The sequence below is a fragment of the Mycobacterium sp. genome, from assembly GCF_004298145.1.
Lineage (GTDB): Bacteria > Actinomycetota > Actinomycetes > Mycobacteriales > Mycobacteriaceae > Mycobacterium.
In genome coordinates, this window is the sequence record NZ_SCRH01000038.1 from 367,676 (window position 1) to 384,008 (window position 16,333).

General features: G+C 66.0%; 16 protein-coding genes, 1 tRNA gene and 1 pseudogene. 7 read left to right on the plus strand and 11 right to left on the minus strand.

The window, feature by feature from the left end; all coding sequences use genetic code 11:
• Window positions 1-88: 88 nt before the first annotated feature.
• Window positions 89-967, plus strand: coding sequence for a PAC2 family protein (locus EPN51_RS15375; protein WP_293044020.1), 879 nt, complete (start codon window positions 89-91; stop codon window positions 965-967).
• Between the two features lie 18 nt (window positions 968-985).
• Here the strand turns inward: EPN51_RS15375 and EPN51_RS15380 are convergent, their stop codons facing one another.
• The 7 genes from EPN51_RS15380 to EPN51_RS15410 all read right to left on the minus strand — a co-directional run bounded on the left by EPN51_RS15380 (window position 986) and on the right by EPN51_RS15410 (window position 6,981).
• Window positions 986-1,888, minus strand: coding sequence for an SDR family oxidoreductase (locus EPN51_RS15380; protein WP_293044022.1), 903 nt, complete (start codon window positions 1,886-1,888; stop codon window positions 986-988).
• 52 nt (window positions 1,889-1,940) lie between these two features.
• Window positions 1,941-3,176 carry a cysteine--1-D-myo-inosityl 2-amino-2-deoxy-alpha-D-glucopyranoside ligase gene (mshC, locus tag EPN51_RS15385; RefSeq protein ID WP_293044024.1) on the minus strand — a complete coding sequence of 412 codons (1,236 nt, stop codon included), beginning with the start codon at window positions 3,174-3,176 and terminating at the stop codon, window positions 1,941-1,943.
• A 169-nt stretch (window positions 3,177-3,345) separates the two neighbouring features.
• Window positions 3,346-4,113, minus strand: coding sequence for an inositol monophosphatase family protein (locus EPN51_RS15390; RefSeq protein WP_293044100.1), 768 nt, complete (start codon window positions 4,111-4,113; stop codon window positions 3,346-3,348).
• A 211-nt stretch (window positions 4,114-4,324) separates the two neighbouring features.
• Entirely contained in the window at window positions 4,325-5,140 is an 816-nt protein-coding gene (locus EPN51_RS15395; protein ID WP_366509442.1) for an SCO1664 family protein, read from the minus strand.
• The gene (locus EPN51_RS15400) at window positions 5,124-5,711 is read right to left on the minus strand and encodes a DUF3090 domain-containing protein (RefSeq protein ID WP_293044026.1); all 588 of its coding nucleotides are present in this window, start codon (window positions 5,709-5,711) and stop codon (window positions 5,124-5,126) included. Before EPN51_RS15400 ends, EPN51_RS15395 begins: the two co-directional genes overlap by 17 nt.
• Window positions 5,712-5,772: 61 nt before the next feature.
• A complete protein-coding gene (locus EPN51_RS15405) occupies window positions 5,773-6,522 on the minus strand; it encodes a histidine phosphatase family protein (RefSeq protein ID WP_293044028.1) in 750 nt (249 codons plus the stop codon).
• A 156-nt stretch (window positions 6,523-6,678) separates the two neighbouring features.
• On the minus strand, window positions 6,679-6,981 hold the full coding sequence (locus EPN51_RS15410) for a hypothetical protein (RefSeq protein WP_293044029.1): 303 nt from the start codon (window positions 6,979-6,981) through the stop codon (window positions 6,679-6,681).
• Between the two features lie 110 nt (window positions 6,982-7,091).
• Between EPN51_RS15410 and EPN51_RS15415 the strand changes: the two genes are divergently transcribed.
• From EPN51_RS15415 to EPN51_RS15425, 3 genes are read left to right on the plus strand one after another with little or no spacing between them, the layout of a single operon-like run.
• Window positions 7,092-8,159 carry a hypothetical protein gene (locus EPN51_RS15415; protein WP_293044031.1) on the plus strand — a complete coding sequence of 356 codons (1,068 nt, stop codon included), beginning with the start codon at window positions 7,092-7,094 and terminating at the stop codon, window positions 8,157-8,159.
• 53 nt (window positions 8,160-8,212) lie between these two features.
• Window positions 8,213-8,434, plus strand: coding sequence for a DUF5703 family protein (locus EPN51_RS15420; protein ID WP_293044104.1), 222 nt, complete (start codon window positions 8,213-8,215; stop codon window positions 8,432-8,434).
• A 32-nt stretch (window positions 8,435-8,466) separates the two neighbouring features.
• The gene (locus tag EPN51_RS15425) at window positions 8,467-9,528 is read left to right on the plus strand and encodes a quinone-dependent dihydroorotate dehydrogenase (protein ID WP_293044106.1); all 1,062 of its coding nucleotides are present in this window, start codon (window positions 8,467-8,469) and stop codon (window positions 9,526-9,528) included.
• 78 nt (window positions 9,529-9,606) lie between these two features.
• On the opposite strand, the gene EPN51_RS15430 is transcribed toward EPN51_RS15425, so the two are convergent.
• Both EPN51_RS15430 and EPN51_RS15435 read right to left on the minus strand, forming a co-directional pair.
• Complete coding sequence (locus EPN51_RS15430) at window positions 9,607-10,137, minus strand: YbhB/YbcL family Raf kinase inhibitor-like protein (RefSeq protein ID WP_293044033.1); 531 nt, start codon at window positions 10,135-10,137, stop codon at window positions 9,607-9,609.
• Between the two features lie 36 nt (window positions 10,138-10,173).
• Window positions 10,174-11,529, minus strand: coding sequence for a M20/M25/M40 family metallo-hydrolase (locus tag EPN51_RS15435; protein ID WP_293044035.1), 1,356 nt, complete (start codon window positions 11,527-11,529; stop codon window positions 10,174-10,176).
• 131 nt (window positions 11,530-11,660) lie between these two features.
• Here EPN51_RS15435 and EPN51_RS15440 point away from each other — a divergent pair.
• Window positions 11,661-11,746: transfer RNA gene (locus EPN51_RS15440), tRNA-Leu, on the plus strand.
• Here EPN51_RS15440 and EPN51_RS15445 read toward each other — a convergent pair.
• A complete protein-coding gene (locus EPN51_RS15445) occupies window positions 11,728-12,021 on the minus strand; it encodes a hypothetical protein (RefSeq protein ID WP_293044037.1) in 294 nt (97 codons plus the stop codon). The two genes, EPN51_RS15440 and EPN51_RS15445, sit on opposite strands and share 19 nt — an antisense overlap.
• A gap of 149 nt (window positions 12,022-12,170) precedes the next feature.
• Here EPN51_RS15445 and EPN51_RS15450 point away from each other — a divergent pair.
• Window positions 12,171-12,486, plus strand: a pseudogene (locus EPN51_RS15450) (transposase); the annotation flags it as partial.
• 437 nt (window positions 12,487-12,923) lie between these two features.
• Here the strand turns inward: EPN51_RS15450 and EPN51_RS15455 are convergent.
• Window positions 12,924-14,360 carry a hypothetical protein gene (locus EPN51_RS15455; protein WP_293044039.1) on the minus strand — a complete coding sequence of 479 codons (1,437 nt, stop codon included), beginning with the start codon at window positions 14,358-14,360 and terminating at the stop codon, window positions 12,924-12,926.
• Window positions 14,361-14,429: 69 nt separating this feature from the next.
• Here EPN51_RS15455 and EPN51_RS15460 point away from each other — a divergent pair, with 69 nt between their 5' ends.
• On the plus strand, window positions 14,430-15,854 hold the full coding sequence (locus EPN51_RS15460) for a hypothetical protein (protein ID WP_293044041.1): 1,425 nt from the start codon (window positions 14,430-14,432) through the stop codon (window positions 15,852-15,854).
• Window positions 15,855-16,333: the final 479 nt, after the last annotated feature.

Below are 16,333 nucleotides of genomic sequence, written 5' to 3' on the forward strand. Positions count from 1 at the left end.
GATCGGGGCCGCGATCCAATTGCCCGACTCCGCACCGGAGCGCGCACGGTCCGCATCGTCGCCGGGCGGAAGGCCGTACGCTAATTCTGTGACCCCGCCTGACGGCCCTCCCTTTGGCGCAGCCGCATTGCCCGAACTGCACGACACCGTCGTCGTCGCCGCGTTCGAGGGCTGGAACGACGCCGGCGACGCGGCCAGCGACGCGCTCGAACACCTCGAGGCCATCTGGGAAGCCGACCCGATCTTGGAGATCGACGACGAGTCCTACTACGACTACCAGGTAAATCGCCCGGTGATCCGGCAGGTGGACGGGGTCACCCGCGAGCTGGTGTGGCCGGCGATGCGGATCTCGCACTGCCGGCCCCCGGGCAGCGATCGCGACGTCGTCCTGATGCACGGGGTGGAACCCAACATGCGCTGGCGCACCTTCTGCGCAGAGTTGGTGGCCATCGCCGACAAGCTCAACGTGGACACCGTGGTGATCCTGGGCGCCCTGCTGGCCGACACCCCGCACACCCGGCCGGTTCCGGTTTCGGGCGCGGCCTACTCTCCCGAGTCGGCCAAGCGCTTCGGTCTCGAGGAGAGCCGCTACGAGGGCCCCACCGGCATCGCCGGGGTGTTTCAGGAAGCCTGTGTGGCCGCCGGGATCCCGGCGGTGACGTTCTGGGCCGCGGTGCCGCATTACGTGTCGCAGCCGCCGAACCCGAAGGCGACGGTGGCCCTGCTGCGCCGCGTCGAAGACGTGCTCGACATCGAGGTTCCGCTGGCGGATCTTCCGACCGATGCCGAGGAATGGGAGCAGGCGGTCACCGAGATGACCGCCGAGGACGAGGACCTCGCCGAATACGTGCTGTCGCTGGAACAGCGCGGCGACGCCGAGGTCGACATGAATGACGCGCTGGGCAAGATCGACGGCGACGCGCTGGCCGCCGAGTTCGAGCGATATCTGCGTCGCCGGCGCAAATAACCTCGCGCCGAGCGTCGACTAGTTGGGTGCCGAACCCCCGCGGTCTTCCCGCAACAACTCGACGTTGGACGCCGACATCGAGCGGCCGAGCGCGGCGACCTGGGCGTCCAGCTGGGGCAACAGCTCGGCGGTGAGTTTATGCAAGGGGATTTCGCCGACCGGGGTGGACAGCACCGGCTTGATCCAGCGGAGCAGCGCCACCCAGCGGGGGCAGTAGACGCGGGTGCGCCGACGCTGGATGCCCTTGACGAATGCGGCCGCGCATTTGTCGACGGTCGTCGTCTTGTTCAGCGGCCAGGGCAGGCTGGCGAGCAGTTGGTTGAAGGCCGGCAGGTCGGTCTGGGTGTCGCGAACCAGGGCGGTGTTGATCCAGGACATGTGCGCCGAGCCGACCCGAACGCCGTGGCGGGCCACCTCCAGCCGCAGCGCGTTGGCCAGCATCTCCACGCCGGCCTTCGACGCGTTGTACGGCGCCAGGCCGGGAGCCGCCGCGTACGCGGCCAGTGACGAGACGATCAGCACGTAGCCGTGTCGCTCGATCACCGCGGGCAATGCGGCGCGCACGGTGTGAAAGACGCCGAGGACGTTGATGTCGAGCAACCGCGCGAAAGCGTCGGGATCCACTTGGGCCACCGAGCCGTAACTCATGATGCCGGCGTTGGCCACCACCACGTCGATGCCGCCGAACCGGTCGACGGCACGCGCCGCGGCGGCCTGCATCGCGGACAGATCGCGCACGTCGGCCACGGCGGTCAGCACCCGGTCTTCGCCGAGCTCAGCGGCGAGCGCCTTCAGGTCGGCTTCGTCGAGATCGGTCAGGACGAGTTTCGCGCCCTGGGCGCACAGCCGGCGGGCGACCTCGGCCCCGATCCCTCGAGCACCGCCGGTGATGAAAACGACTTTGTCCTGCAGCGATGTCATGACAGCCACCGTACCGGTGCGAATGGATGCACGAACGCTACGACCGCGGCGATTACAGCACCACGCCCAGTAACGCGTCGATCGCGGCCGCTACCAGCCGGGGCGCCACCGTGTCGTGGCCACCGTAGTCGAGCGCATCGGTCGTCCAACCATCAAGTGCGGCCAGCGCTTTGGGGGTATCGAGGTCGTCGGCCAGATACTGGCGCACCCGCGCGATCACGTCGGCGGCGTCCGGGCCGGCCGGTAGCGCGGCCGCAGCGCGCCAGCGCTGCAGCCGAGTGATGGCCTCGTCGAGCACTTGGTCGCTCCAATAGCGATCGCGGCGGTAGTGCCCGGCCAGCAGCCCCAGCCGGATGGCCGCCGGCTCCACCCCTTGCGCGCGCAGCCTCGACACCAGTACCAGGTTGCCGCGGCTCTTGGACATCTTGTGCCCGTCCCAGCCGATCATCCCGGCGTGCACGTAGTGGCGCGCGAATCGCCTTTCGCCCCGGACACATTCGGCGTGCGCCGCGGTGAATTCGTGATGCGGGAAGATCAGGTCGCTGCCCCCACCCTGAATATCCAGGCCGCTGCCGATGCGGCTGAGCGCGATCGCCGCGCACTCGACATGCCAGCCGGGCCGGCCGTCGCCGAAGGGCGATGGCCAGCTGGGCTCCCCGGGGCGCGCGGCCCGCCACAGCAGGGCGTCGAGCTCGTCGGTCTTGCCGGGCCGCTGCGGGTCGCCGCCGCGCTCGGAGAACAACCGCAGCATGGTTTCGCGCTCGTAGCCCGATTCGTAGCCGAACTGGGGCGTGGCATCGGCCCGGTAGTAGATGTCCGGGTATTCGCCGTCGACGACGTAGGCCGCCCCGGACGCCAGCATCTTCTCGACAAGCTCGACGACCTCGGCGATCGCCTCGGTCGCCCCAACGTAATCGCGGGGCGCCAGCATGCGCAGCGCCACCATGTCCTCGCGGAACAGCGACACCTCGCGCTCGGCCAGCGCGCGCCAGTCGATGCCGTCGCGCTCGGCGCGTTCGAGCAGGGGATCGTCGATGTCGGTGACGTTTTGCACGTAGTGGACGTCGTGGCCGAGATCCAGCCACTGCCGGTAGATCAGATCGAACGCCAGATAGGTTGCGGCGTGGCCCAGGTGGGTCGCGTCATACGGGGTGATGCCACAGACATACATCGTGGCGGTCGAGCCGGCCGCCACGGGGCGCACCTGCCGGTCAGACGTGTCATACAGCCGAAGCTCCGGGCCGCGTCCCGCCAACGCGGGAACCTGTGGGGAGGGCCAGGACTGCATGGCAATCAGCCTAAGCGCGGCGACGATGTGCGACCGAACTGCCCGGCCACCTGGACCCCCGGAGCGCCATCGCCCCTGCGTGATTTGTGGTTTGTTAAGTCCGGTATCGAGCAAAGTCGCTCAGTGTCGACGAGCGAAAGACGGGCGACGCCGGCTCGACGTCAGGCCCCTAGCGCCATGCGTCGCGAATGGCGCCCAGCAGGATCGGCGCCAGCTCGGCGCGGCACATGACGAAGTCGGGCAGGTACGGGTCGAGTTGGTTGTAGCGCATCGGTGATCCGTCGAGCCGCGACGCGTGCATCCCGGCGGCCATCACCACCCCGGCCGGGGCCGCCGAGTCCCATTCCCACTGGCCGCCGGCGTGCACGTAGGCGTCGACGTCACCATCGATGATGGCCATCGCCTTGGCGCCCGCCGACCCGATCGCCACGGGTTGGATGGGCAACGTCTGCCGCATCCGGTGCAGGACCGCCGGGGGCCGGGTGGCGCTGACGGCGATGCGGATCGTGTCGGTGACGCCGACGCGCGCAGCGCCGGCGCTCACGGTGTCGCTGCGATAGACGATGTTCCCGCGGGCGGGCAACGACACCGCCGCGTCGGTGATCTCGCGCTGGCCGTTGCTGGGCCGCTGCCACAGCGCGACGTGGACCGCCCAGTCGTCACGGCCCGGCGTGGAGAACTCACGGGTGCCGTCCAGCGGGTCGATGATCCACACCCGGTCGTGCTGCAGCCGGGACAGGTCGTCGTAGGCCTCCTCGCTGAGCACCGCGTCGCCGGGCCGCTCGACGTGCAACCGTCGCAGGATCAGTTCGTTCGCCAGGCTGTCACCTGCGTCGCCCAGCGCCCAGGGATAGCCGAACCCGACTTCGTCGCGGACTTTGAGCAGCAACTCCCCCGCTTCGGCGGCGAGATCGGCGGCCAGCGCGGCATCGGTCATCTCGTCCGGCTCGTCATCGGCGGCGGGGCTCACCGCTTCAGTATCGCCGACGCCATGCCACGGCCGTCACCGATGGCCCCGCCGCGCTTGCGATCACCGCTAATCCCGATGGCGGCGACCCGCTGCGCCCGGCCCCGCCGCGCTTGCGATCGCCGCTAATCCCGATGGCGGCGACCCGCTGCGCCCGGCCCCGCCGCGCTTGCGATCGCCGCTAAAAAGCCGGCCACGGAATCGGACGATGACGGTTGGGTCCGGGCATCACCGGATTGTCGAGCAGTGCGTGCGCGCGCATGCGCAGCGCGGCGATCTCCGCGCGGGTGATCTGCTCGGCCAGTTCGTCACCCAACGGACCGGTGAGGGCCTCGGCCAGGCCGGCGACGGCCGTCAGGGTTTGAGAGTCGATCGGCTTGCCGGCCCATCCCCACAGCACGGTCCGCAGCTTGTCCTCCACGTGCAGGCACACGCCGTGGTCGACCCCGAAAATGTGACCGTCGAGGTCGCGCAGGACGTGGCCGCCCTTGCGGTCGGCGTTGTTGACCAGCACGTCGAACACCGCCATGCGCCACAAGCGAATATCGTCGGCGTGCATCAGGACGACCTCGTCACCGGCGTAGTCGTGGGCCCGCAGCACCGGCAGATAGCCGGGCTGGGCTTTGCCGGCGGGAAACAGGTCGACCAGATCCGGCCCCGGCCGCGGATCGCTGTCCACCGTGTCGCCGGGCTGCTGCACCCATTGCTGCAGCATGCCTGGGCCCGCCGGCCCGTGGCGAATCATGGTGTAGGGCACGATGTTCCACCCCAATTGCGCCGACACCAGGTACGCGCCCAGCTCGCGGCCGGCCAACGTGCCGTCCGGAAAGTCCCACAGCGGCGCTTCGCCGGCGACCGGCTTGTAGACGCAATGCACCGCGCGCTCGTCGAGCGTCGCTTCGCACAAGAAGGTGGCGTTGGAAGCTGAGCGGATCCGTCCGATGACCGTCAGCTCGCCGTTGCGCAACACCTCACGGTCGTCATATCTCGGGGTCATCGTCAGACCCGAGCAGCGCAGTGCGCCGATAGCCGTTGGCGCGTGCGCAGATATGGCCCTCAGGGTCCAACGGTTCGTCGCACAGCGGGCACGGCGGACGACCCGCTGAGATGACCCGATTGGAGCGGGTGGCGAACTGCCGCGCCGACTCCGGCGTCAAGAACACCCGCACCGCGTCGGGGCCCTCCTCGGTGTCGTCGAGCACCACCGACGCGTCGAACTCGGCGTCGGTGACGGCCAGCAACTCGACCACCACGGTTTGGGCCTCCGAATCCCAGCCCAGGCCCATGGTTCCGACCCGGAACTCGGCGTCCACCGGGGTGATCAACGGTTTCAGGTCCTCGACCTCGGCGGGCTCCGGGGGAACCGGCGTGCCGAACCTGCGATTCACCTCGAGCAGCAGCGCACCGATACGTTCGGCGAGCACGGCAACCTGCTGCTTCTCCAAGATCACCGACACCACCCGGGCGTCGTGCACCGCCTGGATGTAGAAGGTGCGATTTCCGGGCTGGCCAACGGTCCCGGCCACGAAGCGGTCGGGGGTGCGGAAGACGTGAATTGCGCGGGACATGGCACCTCCAAAATACCGGCTGTTGCCGTCGCCGCGCGATCCGATCAAGGTGGCAGCCGAATTAATCCGTCGAACCGCCGACCACGGCGTCGCTGGACGGCACTCCTGTGGCCGGTGCCTGCGGTTCGCCGTTGGACTGCCCGTCCGTTTCCGCCTTTGTCTCTTCCTTCGGCGGGGGCCCGGCCCGCAACGCCGCGGCCAGCCGGGCGCCGGTGTGGTTGACGTGCAACACAAACGGGCGCAGTTCGGTGTACCGGATCACGCTCACCGACGCCGGGTCGGCGGTGACGCGCTGGAACCCGTCCAGATGTAGGCCGTACGCGTCGGCGATCACCGCTTTGATGACATCGCCGTGAGTGCAGGCGACCCACAACGCGTCGCCGCCATGTTCCGCCGCGAGCCGGCGATCGTGCTCGCGGACGGCGGCCACCGCCCGCGCCTGCACCTGTGCCAGACCCTCCCCACCGGGAAACACCGCCGCGCTGGGATGGGCCTGCACAACCTTCCACAACGGCTCGCTCACCAGCTCGCCGATTTTGCGGCCGGTCCATTCCCCGTAGTCGACCTCGGCGAGCCGATCGTCGACGAGCGGCGCGAGACACAGCGAGTCGGCCAGCGGCTCGAGGGTGCGACGGCAGCGCAAAAGCGGCGAACTGATCAATCCCCGGATCGGCAGATCACCGATCCGGTCGATCAGCCCGGCGGCTTGCTCGCGACCCTTGTCATCGAGATCGACGCCCTCCGAACGACCCGCGAGAATGCCCGCGGTGTTCGAACTGGATCGGCCGTGTCGCAACAGAATGACGGTCATGTCGACCACGACGCTACCCGGTACGCGGCTCCGCGACCGGAGGTCTGGCCCCATGGGTGGCGACCCGCTGCACCCGGCTACGCCGCGCTGGCGATCGCCACTGGCCCCATGGGTGGCGACCCGCTGCACCCGGCTACGCCGCGCTGGCGATCGCCACTAGCGAGAAACCGGCACCGCGCGCGCCACGGAGTCGCGAACCGCCGCACTCAGGCTTCGTTCGTCGGTGAGGTCGAGATCGACCAGGCTTCGGACTGCGGTGGCGACCACCTCGTCGGCCTGCGGAACGGGCCCGGCGAGACGCGGCCGGTAAACCTCGACGACAAGTAATCCGTTCTCGATGTGGAACGAAAAACTTCGTCCATCACCGACTTGTCCGTATCCGCTAGCGCAAATACCTGTCGACATGTCTTCGACAGCAAACTCATTCTGCGTCATATGACGGTCAGCAACGACGGCCATCAGCCGACGATACCTCGCCAGTGCGGCTGGATGCGGGCGGCATGGCCCTGTTGCATGCGAAAGCATTCCCTAGAATTTGTGTTCCACCGCCGCACCACGAGGGAAGAGAATTGCTGTCACGACAAGGACGCCACAAACTCGCAGCTCACAGCGGTTTACTGAGCATTGCGGTTTTGCTCGGTGCGACGGTTGGCTGTTCATCGAATCCGCTTCAGAGCGCGCCGCCCACCATCGAACCCGCGCTGGCGGCCGTGTCGCCGCCGGTGTCGCAACCTCCGGCCGGCGCGGTGCGCCCCCTGGCCGCTCACGCCGCGGCCGCCGTGTTCGATGACGGCACCCATCAGCTGGCGGTCCTGGCGCCAGGTGCCGACCCGGCGGCCCCGGCCAGCGTCACCGTCTTCGGTGGCCCACAGGCTCCGCCGCGCGTCGTCGACCTGCCGGGGCCGGCGACCGCGTTGACCGATGACGGCCACGGAACCGTCTACCTCGCCGCGCGCGGCGGTTACTTCGTGGTCGACCTGGCCACCGGTCACACGGCGCGGGTGGGCGTCGCCGGGGCCCCCGACACCGAATTCACCGCGGTGGCCCGGCGCGCCGACGGCAAGCTGGTGCTGGGCAGCGCCGACGGCGCCGTCTACACCCTTGACTCCCCCACGCCGGGCGCGGTGACCAGCGCGAGCGTCGCCAACCGGAACAAGATCTTCGCGCGCGTCGATTGGCTTGCCACACAAGGTAATACGACGGTCGTGTTGGACCGCGGACAGACGTCGGTGACCACGATCGGCGCCGACGGTCACGTCCAGCAGGCGCTGCGGGCGGGCAGGGGCGCCACCACGATGGCCGCCGATACGCTGGGCCGGGTTCTGGTAGCCGATACCCGCGGCGGCCAGCTGCTGGTCTATGGCGTGGACCCGCTGATCCTGCGCCAGGCCTACCCGGTTCCCCAGGCGCCCTACGGCCTGGCCGGTTCCCGCGCGTTGGCCTGGGTTTCGGCGACCCTTTCCAATATCGTCATTGGTTACGATCTGTCCACCGGAATTCCCGTCGAAAAGGTGCGTTACCCGACCGTGCAGCAACCGAACTCGCTGGCCTTCGACGAAGCGTCAGACACCTTGTACGTGGTGTCGGGTTCCGGTGCCGGGGTTCAGGTCATCGACCACGCGGCGGGCAATCCGTGACGAGCGAAGCCGCGGCGCGGCGGAGCCGGCTACCCACGGGCTGGGACACCGAGATGTCCGACGACTATGAATGGGTACCGCTGCGCCTGCCCCCGGAAGTGACCCGGGTCAGCGCGTCCACCCGATTGTCCATCGAGGCCGAATACCGCGGCTGGGAGTTGACCAGGGTGCGGCTCTACACCGATGGAAGCAGGCGAGTATTGTTGCGCCGCAAGAAGTCTCGTGTAGACGGTGCCGGTCTCGAGGGGCGACGGCCCGACCAGCCCGAACTGTGACGCCCGCCCGACCACGCCAGGGCGGCCACCGGTTGTACGGCCTGGTGCGCAGGCTGTTTTTCGCGATCCCGCCCGAGTGCATCCACACACTGGTTTTCGCGGGTCTGCGCGGTGTCACGGCCGTCGCCTGGACGCGGCGATTGTTGCGCCGGCTGCTGGCCCCCACCGATCCGGCGCTGGCCAGCACCGTGTTCGGGGTGCGTTTCCCGGGGCCGTTGGGGCTGGCGGCCGGCTTCGACAAGGACGGTCTGGGCGTGCTCACCTGGGGCGCGCTGGGTTTCGGGCATGCCGAGGTCGGGACCGTCACCGCCCATCCGCAGCCCGGCAACCCGGCCCCCCGCATGTTCCGACTGCCCGCCGACCGGGCCCTGCTGAACCGGATGGGCTTCAACAATCTCGGTGCGGGCGCGCTCGCGATGCGGCTCGCGCGGCAGCGGCCCGAGGTGCCGATCGGGGTCAACATCGGCAAGACGAAGGCAACGCCGTCGGATCAGGCCGCCGACGACTACCGGGCGAGCGCCCGGCTGGTCGGCCCGCTGGCCTCCTACCTGGTGGTCAACGTCAGCTCGCCGAACACCCCCGGGCTGCGTGATCTGCAGGCGGTCGAGTCGCTGCGGCCCATCTTGTCGGCCGTCCTCGCCGAGACGACCACACCGGTACTGGTGAAGATCGCGCCGGACCTCTCCGATTCCGACGTGGACGACATCGCGGATCTGGCGGTCGAACTGGGCCTGGCCGGCATCGTCGCCACCAACACCACGGTGTCGCGCCACGACCTGAAAACGCCGGGCGTCGAGGCGCTGGGCGCCGGCGGTATCTCCGGGCCTCCGGTGGCGCGCCGCGCCGTCGAGGTGCTGCGCCGGCTCTACGGCCGGGTCGGCGACCGCCTGGTGTTGATCAGCGTGGGCGGCATCGAGACCGCCGACGACGCCTGGGAGCGGATCACCGCGGGCGCCTCGCTGCTGCAGGGCTACACCGGCTTCATCTACGGAGGAGGCTTGTGGGCCAAGCAGATTCACGACGGTATCGCGCGGCGGCTGCACGACGGCGGATTCGCCTCGCTCAGTGACGCGGTCGGCTCGGCGGCGCGCTGAGCCGCGCGAGAGTGCAGTGGGCGACGCGTTTCGCGAGTAGACGCGTCGGTATTTGCACTTTCGCGGGTGAGAACCGCCCTACTTCTGTTCGTAGGTGGCGTGGATGACCGCCCGCGCGATGGCGTGCTGGAACAGGTTGAACCCGAGGAAAGCCGGGCTGGCGTCCTCGGGTAGATCCAGTTTGCCGGTGTCCACGGCGTGCACGGCGATGTAGTAGCGATGCGGACCGTGCCCGGCCGGCGGCGCGGCGCCGAGGTAGCGGCGCAGCCCGGCGTCGTTGACCAGCGTCAGCGCATCGCCGGGCAGATTGCTGCCGTCGCCGGCGCCCTCGGCCAGCTCGGTGACGTCGGCCGGCAGGTTGGCCACCGCCCAGTGCCAGAACCCCGAGGCCGTCGGCGCGTCGGGGTCATAGACGGTGACGGCGAAGCTGCGGGTCCCCTCCGGGAATCCCGACCAGCTCAGCTGGGGGCTGACGTCTTCCCCGCCCGCACCCATGATCCCGCTGACCTGAGGCTTGGCCAGAGTTCCACCGTCGGTAAGCGATCGCGAAGTCAACGTGAACGTCGGCAGCTTCGGCAACAATGCGTACGGGTCGGGCGCGGTGGTCATGGCGGTCCTCTCGGGTGATCGGCTTGCGTTCGTCAACTAGCAGTGGGTCAGGAAGTGGGTCAGCACGTCGGTGCCGAACCGCAACGCGTCGATGGGTACCCGTTCATCGACGCCATGGAACAGCGCGGTGAAATCCAGATCCGGCGGCAGCCGCAGCGGGCTGAAACCGAAGCAGCGAATACCCAAGCGCGCGAAGGATTTCGCGTCGGTACCACCGGAGAGCATATACGGCACGGTCCGCGCGTCCGGGTCCAGCGCCAGCACGGCGTCGTTCATCGCGTCGACCAGGTCACCGTCGAAGCTGGTCTCATAGGACGGGAAGTCCTTGATCCACTCGCGGGTCACGTCCGGTCCGATCAGCTCGTCGATCTCGGCCTCGAACGCCGCCTTGCGACCGGGCAGGATCCGGCAGTCCACCACCGCCTCGGCGATCGCCGGGACGACGTTGGCCTTGTACCCGGCCTTGAGCATCGTGGGGTTCGCGGTGTCGTGCAGCACGGCCTTGAGCATGCGGGCCATCGGGCCGAGCTTTTCGATCGCCCCCCGCAGGTCACCCGAGTCGGTGTCGAAGGTGAGTCCGGTCTCCTCGCTGACGGCCGCGAGGAACTGCGCGACGGTGTCGGTCAGCACCAGCGGAAACTGGTGCCGGCCCAGCCGGGCGACGGCCTCGGCGACGGCGGTGACGGCGTTGTGGTCGTGCACCATCGACCCGTGGCCGGCCGTGCCGCGGGCGGTGAGCCTCATCCACGACAGCCCCTTCTCGGCCGTCTCGATCAGGTAGAGCCGGCGTTCGCCGCCGTCGCGGCGCGGCACGGTCAGCGAGAATCCGCCCACCTCGCCGATCGCCTCGGTGACTCCGTCGAACAGGTCCGGCCGGTTGTCGACCAGCCACTGCGCCCCGTAGGTCCCGCCGTGCTCTTCGTCGGCGATGAACGCGAAGACCAGGTCGCGCGGGGGCACGATGCCGGCCCGCTTCAAGTGGCGGGCCACGACGATCATCATGCCGACCATGTCCTTCATGTCGATCGCCCCGCGACCCCAGACAAAGCCGTCTTTGACCGCGCCGGAGAACGGGTGCACGCTCCATTCGGTCGGCTCGGCCGGCACCACGTCGAGATGCCCATGAATCAGTAGCCCGCCGCGCGAGGAGTCGGCCCCCGGCAGGCGGACGAAGACGTTGCCGCGGCCCGGGCCGCCGGACTCGACATACTGTGGGGCGTAGCCGACCTCGGCGAGTTGCTCGCCGATCCACTGCGCGCAGTCGGCCTCGCCCTTCGTGGTCTCCGGTTCGCCGGTGTTGGTGGTGTCGAACCGGATCAGCTTGCTGACCACCTCGACCACATCGTCGCTCCGGTTGGTCGGCACGTCGGTCGCCCCGCTCTGAATGGTCACAACCCCCTTTCCTACCATTGCCGGGGCCGGACGGCTCCGATGCCGAGTATCGGGACGTCCCGGCGAGCTGGATTGGGTTCGCGGCGGGCAATCCGATAGCCTTAGCTGCCAACCGATGCTGGTTTGGCCTTGTCCGAGTGGCGGAATGGCAGACGCGCTAGCTTGAGGTGCTAGTGCCCTACTAATGGGCGTGGGGGTTCAAGTCCCCCCTCGGACACATCGGGCGACACGACTCAGGTCCGCCGTCGCTTTGAGCTGGCGCAGGTAGGGGTCGTAATCAAGACGCAGACCCAGACTGGCGTAAACCCGTGCGCGTTCCGCCCCGGTTGCCGCACCAAGCACGTCGGACAGCCCGCCCAACTCCTCGACGATTTCACTGATCTGCGCGGCAGAGATGGCGCTGGGTCTTTCGGCCCGCTCAAGGCGGGCCTTCAGCTCATCGCGCTCGGCGGTCCGGCGACGCAATGCAGCGGTCAAGTCCTCAACGGCCACGCCGGACTCTAGCCCGGATTTTTCGCGGGGTTTTGTGAGTTTCGGGGTGTAGATACGCGAAAGTGCCTGTCCTGCAAGAGATAATCGGACTTCTCTAGGGTTCGATATCGCTGACGGGAAGGCACCTCGCAGGTGAAGAATATCGCGGTCGGATCACGGACCGTATCCGCGAACTCAAAGCCACCGGCCTGACCAACCTGCCCTGTCACTCCTTCGACGCCAACACCGCCTGGCTCGAAATCGTCCTGGCCGCCGCCGATCTGGTCACCTGGACCCGACTCATCGCCTTCAGCGGCCATCCCCGCCTGGCCCGCGCCGAGATCAACACGTTCGCTACCGCGTCCTACACGTGGCCGCCCGCATCACCCGCAGCGCCCGCCAAGTCCGACTCCGTATCGACGCACCTGGCGCTGGGCAGCCATCATCGCGACCGCCTGGCAGACCATCCGCACCGCCTTCGGCTGATCCGACACACCCTTGACCACCAACGATGAAAGATCCACTGGCACTGGAAAGCCCGCACCACCCGGCGACACGGGACCATCCAACATGACCCCACCCACAAAACCCAGCCCCATCAACACACCCCAGCAGCGAATCCGACCACCACCACCCTGGACGAAAAATCGGGGCTAGGCGCTGACCAAAAAGGGGGATTGCCAGGCGCCCGGCACTGGTAACGCGATCAGTTTGCCGCTGCGGTACTCAAACTTACCCACTACGCGCATCAGCAGCGACTTCTGAATCCGAGTGGGATCGCGTGGGGTTGCTCCAAGATACAAATGCTGCTCATGGTTGAGAGGTTTGCGACGACCCGCACAACCGACGACAGCCATATGGTGAAGCGCCGCCCAGTTCGCCAGATGCCCTTGCCATGTCCTGTGGAACCAGCGAGTAGTCGCTTAGCAGTAACCGTATTCCTTAAGAGCGGCAGTCGCTTCGGATCGTACGGGCTCGTTCATTTGTTCAGATGCATGGCGCCAACCAGCGAGCGCATCCGGGGAATCGCTCGCGGCTGAAATCGACCGTACGACCATTGCCGCCGTTTCGTCATCACCAGGCAAATCCCGCCAAAGCACGGGCTCTGCTGGAACTTGTAAACCCAATTCAGCTACATCTTCCATGTGGACCGACCCGCGCCATATCCCCTCGCTGATTTCAGCAAGCGGCGCAATGATCCTCTCGTCTACTCCATCCTCGCGCGTCCACTGCAATACGGCGGCCTCGCCCCCCCAACTCGATGCTGTCGTCTCAAACGCTGCTTCAAGCACGCGATTCGGCCGGGCCTGAATTGCTACGTGCAATGCTCCATCTGCGGTTCTGAACTCCCGAGCTGTAGCCGCGACCGTCGTTTGCGGCTCTAATTCCACAAGTTCCGCCCCGGCAACGTTGTGCATTTTTGTCAGAGTTCCGGAGTAGACATCTGGTTCGATTCGTTCGAAGTGCGCGAAGCCATCGGCGAACCGTCCGTAAAACACGTGTTCCGAATTCCACAACACTATCCCGAACGTGTCGCCATTGAGGCTTGTGCCCTCAATAAAAAGATCCAATGACCCATCCGCTTGGGGCACTGAGATATAGCTCGCCGAACCTTGTCTCGCCTCATATGGATCCGGAGAAGCCTCGAGTTTAAATTCGGCCAACAAGTTCGTCAGGTCTTCCGATAACTGGTTCCCATCAGGTGCAGATTGAAGAGATGAGAATGGTGCCAAATCCAACAACTCAACAACACGCTTCCCCCGAGGCGTCAAACGCCAAAGAACCCTGCGACCGACTCTGCGTCGATCGACTAGTCCTCGATCGTTCAACTCCTTGGCAGTACGGCTCAGCTGACCCTCGTCTAGCGGACGACCCTCTTTGCCAAGGGCCGCAGCGAGGGACCTACCGGCGATGTCGGGAGTTCCAGCGACTGCCGACAAAAACTGCTTCCGCACGACACTTCCGTCCACGAAGTCGGCACTCACTTCAGTACCCACGGCCGCAAGCCCGGCTTGAGCCATCTCCAGGCCTGCTGCTGTGAAATCCTGGCCCAGGTTCACCCGCCTGTTGCCGTCCATTGGCTGGCAATCGACTGCCTCAATCGCCAAATACAAGTCGCGTAATGCAGTTTCCGCTGACAGCAAGGCCGGCTCGTCCTTTTGGGCGATAGCCAGGGCTAGCAGATGGGCAACGCCTCGAAACCAACGCTGGTTGAGTGAGCCATCGTGCAGGCCGACAACGCCAGCGTCAACAAGCTCCTGGAATCGCGATTGTCTACTCGCGCGCGTGCCGTCAACGCCGTACGCGCCTAACTTCCGCGCGGCATCCAACGCATCCGCGTACTTCTCGAATGCACTCACCACTCACCTCCGCAGCCGGTTAGGGTCTCATACACCAGCACGACTCCAGTATCAGAGGATGTCAAACCTATGTCAAGTGTTGATATAGCCGACGCTTGCGACGCATTTGCCCAGGTGCTGCCCTTGCTCGCGCAGGAGGCCAACAATCCGTCCCGTCAGACCCGGGCCAACTGGAAGGTGGACCCACTTGTCGTTGACCGCATCGCTGCGATCGCCGACGCCGTTACCAACACTGGCGGGGTACCTGCCAACCTCGTCGATGAGATCATCACTAATCTGGGCTATCCGACAGACCGAATGGAGGCCATTCAAGAGGCCTTTGCGTTATTGCTCGGTATAGACAGAGCCTTCGCCGGACTCGACCCGTTTAGAAGCGACGACCGGGACGAGCTTTGGAAGTACCGCGCACGGCTGTGGAAGGACAACCGACTGGATACCGGACTGGCGTCTCCGGCGCGCGTCTTGCCTCGCAGAGCTATTCCAGTTCGTGGTCGCGGAAATCCCGAAAAGCTGGACGAAGAGTTCGAGCATCTCTTACTGATACAGCCCTCTCCCACGAGCTCCATCGACTATGCAATAGCCGACCCGCAGCACGACATGACTGTTGAAGAAATACGCCGTACAGACACTCTAGAAATTGCCTGCATACCGTTTTTAGGCCAATACAACGAGTTAGACATAACACACGGTCTCTTCGCCCCACCGAGCACCAATTATTACTCCATTCAGCCAGGTAAGACGCTTGCGTACTGGGAAGATCGAATGGATCGGATTCTGCGCGAACTTGAATCGAAGAAGATTCACTTTGCTATCCTGCCAGAATTAGCCCTAAGCAACAATTTACTGAAGGCATGGCAAGCCAAGCTCCGAGCGAGCACACGCAGCCCTCAATGGCTCCTGGCGGGCACGGGCAAGCTGGGGTCGAGCCACGGTGGCCCCTTACCGCCCAATAGAGCGATGCTTCTGAGTGACGGTGGCGACGAAGTTATGGGCCAAGACAAACTCCGGCCGTTTGACATGTCGGCCGATACGGTTGATCGTTGGCAACTGGCCAGTTATTTAGGGAAGCAAGACCTCGTTGAAGGGATGACTGAGGGGACAGTCCGCCGGATTCGAGACTTCCGGGCAGGCCGTGTTGCCATACTCATCTGCGAAGATCACGGCCGCTTGGTCCAAGAAGTTGCCAATCTTGTTGAACATGGTCCTACGTTGATATTCGTCCCAATTTTTTCAGAGCCCATCAGGCGGTTCTTCTGGGAGCACAAGGCCGCAACCGATGACGTCCTCGCCTTAGGAGCGAGCGTAATCGTCAGTAACAGTTGCGCAGTACCCGTACCCGCCGAGACGGTCAGCAAACTCAAACCTCCCGATTATGGGACTTCTCTGGTCGCTTGGCCTAAGGACACGTTGGGCTACACCAGTGTGGAGCTGAACATAAGTCCTTTCGACCCCAACCCGGAAAAGATCTCTTATTTCCGGGTACCGCTTACATAGGGGCGAAGAGTGCTCCGGGCGCCGATGTTCGGTCCTCTGTCCCGGTCCGCTGCACCACTTCCATGGGGCAGCTGGTATGCCACTACCGCCTCGAAGGTGGCGGGCGGGCTCAGCGGGCCCGCTATGGCCAATTGTGATCGCGGGGTAGACGCTCGGCGGTTGTAGGCCTGCTCGCTTGTCACACCCCCCGGTATTCGATCGTGGCCAAGATCAACCCGGGACTTGCCGCGCGTCTAGTTTTCCGATTGTTCCTTCGTTGTGTATGCCCGCTCGGCTAGGCAGAGAATTGCCGCCTGCAGGCAGCCCTCTTGCGTTGCGACCGACTAGAACACGCAATCCGAACCGTCAAACAATCTGCCTGTCGGCTCCGGTTGAAAAGTGAGCAGGTAGTTCCGGTCGAAAAGTGAGCACCCTTCTGATTGGAGAGTGATCACTGTGGAGGATTGGGCGGAGATTCGTCGGCTGTATCGGTCGGAGAA